The sequence below is a fragment of the Streptomyces sp. NPDC090106 genome (assembly GCF_044747265.1).
Classification (GTDB): Bacteria; Actinomycetota; Actinomycetes; order Streptomycetales; family Streptomycetaceae; genus Streptomyces.
In genome coordinates, this window is the sequence record NZ_JBIVDS010000042.1 from 1 (window position 1) to 3,715 (window position 3,715).

The following is a 3,715-nucleotide window of genomic DNA, read 5'->3' on the forward strand; positions in this document are numbered from 1 at the left end:
GCGCTGAAGGGTGCTGCAACCTTCGGTGCACCTCACGGTGCAACGGTCCAGCCCCCTGTCCACGCAACGGTGGGAGCACCCAAGGAAGCAACCGGCCAGTCAGCTAACTCACGTCCTAGTCACCCCTGGGGGGGGAAGGGGTCACAGGCGCTTCAGGCAGGTGGCGGGCACCTGGCCGCCCTGCGGTCCCCTGACCACCCGCCAGACATGGCCGTCCCTCCCGCACTTGCGGTAGGCCGGACCGCTGACCGTGCGGGCCACCGCCTCCAGACACGACGTCACCCGGTCCCCGCGGTGCAGCACACGGACCACCCTCGAGTTCGCGCGGGCCACCGCCTCGCCCCGCGCGGGCCGGCGCACCGCCACCGACCGCCCGGTCACCTCGTAGGCCGTCGTGCACGCGGCAGCCGCAGGCCGGCTCTTCACCGCGGCCGACGCCTGCGGAACCGTCCCGGTACCGGTCAACACGACCGCTGCCACGGCCGCCGCGATCGTCATCAAACGCAACTTGGTCATGCACAGCGAAACCCCGCCGGTCGGGGCACCGGTCACGGCCCCAACCCGAAGATCACCCACGCGAGATGCCCCGACGGACACGAAGAGGCCATGACGCAGAGCAAGAGGTGACCCAGCTCACACACATCTCCTAGAAGTGCCGCGTCACATTTTTGCCGCTGCGCCCTACTACCAAAGTAGACAACCCGGAGCGTGACGGTTCGGGCCTCACCCATGCCCGAAGCCGGACGCCCTCGCTAACCCGCTCGACAGTTTCGTAGGAATCAGCCCCGCCCCGTGTCGCGCCGAAGACGCGCCGACTGCACCCGGCGAAGCGGGGCTTGCGCGCCTAGCAGGCTTCCCCGCGACAGTACGGGCGCCCTTCTGATCCTGTTCTGCCTCGCCCCGCGCAACCCAACGGGTGAAAGACGCCTGCCCCGAGACTGGAGACCCCGTGCCAACCGCCGCCCTGCTCGAATTCCTGTCCGCGACCGGACCCCTCGGTGCCGCCATCGCGTTCGCCGCCGTCATCGTGTACGGCATCAGTGTTCTTCTGCCGGGAGGCATCCCGGGACTGATGAACGCACGGTCGCACCGGTCCATGACCGACAGGGCGATGAGGCTCGTTGAGGGACCAGACCCCCAGCAGCGGGTAATCGGACGGGACATCATCTGCACCCCGCACCGACCGCCCGGAACAGACGCTCAGACGGCCCCAGACAGCCAGGAACGCCCACCCGACAGCTCGCCAGCCTCCCCGCCCTGAACAGGCCCTGGCGGGCCCTCCAGGGCCGTGGTCGGGCCGACCACGGCCAGACCATGGACCCGACCACAGGCCCGACCACGGGCGCGGACCGGGCAGTTGACAGGCTTGCCCGGGAACGGGGGTCAGGGCGCTGGGTAGGGGCGTGGGTGTCCACGGCGGACGAAGTCCTCGGCCGACCCGGCGACGAACCCCAGCGCCCCGTGCCGGCCGTGGGCCTCCAGCAGCAGCACCGCCATGAGGACGGTCAGCGCGTGGACCTGAGCGTCCAGGGGGAAGTCGTCCAGCCCGCCCGCCATCAGCCCGGTCCCCGCGACGACCGCCTTGCGCACCGCGGTCGTCATCGTCAACTCGCACTCCAGCGGCGCCAGCGCCGCGACCTGGTCCAGGACCGCAACCGACATCGACGGCTCCCCCAGATCCTCGAAGACCATGTCATGGTCCAGGACCTGCCAGCCGAGCGTGTGCGCAAGCTGGTCGCGGCCAAGACCCTCCAGGCCCGAACGGACCCGGTCCCGGTCCTCGGTCAGGTAGGCCCACAACAGGTCCGTGGCACGCCACATCCCCTCCGCCGCAGCCGCCTCATCGTCTCCCGCCCCGGTGGTCGCCATGGCACCCCCTTGTAGCGGACCCACACCAACAGCGAGCACCGATCCCCCCACATTCACCACAACGAAGCACCCCGCCCTTCCCGTGGTCGGCCCGACCACGGACCAGACCATGGACCCGACCACAGGCCGGACCACGGAGTTGACAGGCTTGCCCCCCGGGGCCGCACAGCGGAGAGTCCAGGCGTCGCCGCGAGCCCAGCAGCGCTCACACCGTCCGGGTGTCGTCCAGTGCCACGGGGTTCTGCGTTGCGAGCTGGGCGGCGCTCTCGGCACAACACCCGTGCCTGTGCTCGCACACGAACACGGCGCGGGGATCCTTCCAGTACGGCACGGGGCGGATCGGGCATCCGCAAGCGCACCTCTGTGACTCGTCTGTCGCCATGCCTGAGGCTAACGAGCGGTCCCCGAGTTGGGGACGGCTCCGGTCAACAGGCGCTCAGGCGGGCGGGCGACGGCCGAAGAGGGCCTTGAACGCACCCGGCGGTTGCCGGGCGATGTCGATACGGCACTCGGGGCAGTGCCGGCCGTCCTCGGGCGGGGCGTCGTCGAAGCGCAAGCCTTCCGGTCCGGTGACCGGCTGCGCGCACCGCGCACAGGGGACGGGCGGCTCGACAGCAGGAGCAGGGGTGGGGACAGGAGCAGCGCGGACGGTCCCCCACCCGTGCTCCTGCTCTCGCTCCTGACGCTCTTGCTCCCGGCGTTTCCATTCCTGCTGCTGGCGTCGCTGGAGTGCTTCATCGCGCACTTGCCAGGCTTCGATGCCGTCGGGGTTGTCCAGGGCGTCGGCGAGGGTCTCCCACTGGCGGTGTCCGCAGCGCCACCACACCGGCTCCAGCGGCCCGTCCGCTTGCAGGCGCGGCAGGGTGGTGAAGACGAGCGGGACGGCATCGGTGTAGTCCTGGTAGCCGTCCCGCTTCCCCAGGGTGCTGCCCATGTTCTCGTAGCGACCGGACCACACGTCGCGGGTCAGGTCCAGGACGCGGTTCATCCGGTTCTTCAGCGCTTCCTGCCCGGCGCGGGAGCCCGGGTTGAAGACGACCACGACCGGCGGGTGCCCCTGACGGCCGGTCGGCGGGTACAGGGAGCGCCAGGCCGGGACGTCCCCGCCCCGGGCGTCCTTGACGGTGCGGCGGAAGTAATCGCGGTAACGGTCGAACTTGCCCGCCAGACGCTCCGCGCTCTCAGTGCAGTTGTCGACCTCCACCAGCAGCACCGGCACGCCCGCGTCCGGGGCGAGGAGCACCGCGTCGGCCTGGACGGTGGAACGGCCCCGGGTGCCGCCGGACAGGACGTGCACCACCTCCGTGGACCAGGACGCGGGCGTGCCGATCCCGGCCGGCTCCCGCGCGGCTGTCTCGTGAGGGGGCGTCACCGGTGCGGTGCCGGAACGGCGCACGGGGCGGGTCGGCTCCGGGAGGGTGCGGGTGATGGCGATGACCGTCTCGTTCACCGCCATCGCGTGCGGGGCCCCCGAACGGGCCGCACCCCGGGCCGTGCCGCCCATCTCGCCCGGCGGGCGGGAGAGAACCTCCGCTGCGGCATCCAGACCGAGCGGAGTCAGGCCCCACAGCTTCGAGGCATCGCGCGCGGTGCCCTCGGAGACGACCAAGCCGTGCTTCGCGAGATCCAGACAGGCGTTGCGCACCGCCTTGTTGTCCTTGTGCCCCGGACACATCAGCCGCCGGATCTGATCCGCGCTCGCGACCTTCAGCACCCCCAGCGCCGCCAGGACGTGCGCGCGCACCGCACCCGTGGATCCGTACGGGTAGGTCTTCGAGCCGCCCACCGCTGCCCCTCCCTCACCTCGTGCGCAGTCGTGTGACTGCGCAGCCGCGGGCCCGGCGGC

The 3,715-nt window shown here is 71.3% G+C and carries 3 protein-coding genes; all 3 read right to left on the bottom strand.

Going from position 1 to position 3,715, the window contains the following annotated elements; genetic code table 11:
* Positions 1-141 precede the first annotated feature (141 nt).
* Positions 142-516: a hypothetical protein gene (locus tag ACIPSE_RS47170; protein ID WP_401676375.1), complete on the bottom strand. Its 375-nt coding sequence runs from the start codon at positions 514-516 to the stop codon at positions 142-144.
* Positions 517-1,383: 867 nt separating this feature from the next.
* On the bottom strand, positions 1,384-1,869 hold the full coding sequence (locus tag ACIPSE_RS47175; RefSeq protein WP_401676377.1) for a hypothetical protein: 486 nt from the start codon (positions 1,867-1,869) through the stop codon (positions 1,384-1,386).
* A 436-nt stretch (positions 1,870-2,305) separates the two neighbouring features.
* Positions 2,306-3,655: a replication-relaxation family protein gene (locus ACIPSE_RS47180; protein WP_401676379.1), complete on the bottom strand. Its 1,350-nt coding sequence runs from the start codon at positions 3,653-3,655 to the stop codon at positions 2,306-2,308.
* Between the last annotated feature and the right edge of the window lie 60 nt (positions 3,656-3,715).

Coding starts and splice junctions, on each gene's coding strand:
- ACIPSE_RS47175 (WP_401676377.1), bottom strand. CDS start 1,869: ATGGCGACCACCGGGGCGGGAGACGATGAGGCGGCTGCGGCGGAGGGG.
- ACIPSE_RS47170 (WP_401676375.1), bottom strand. CDS start 516: ATGACCAAGTTGCGTTTGATGACGATCGCGGCGGCCGTGGCAGCGGTC.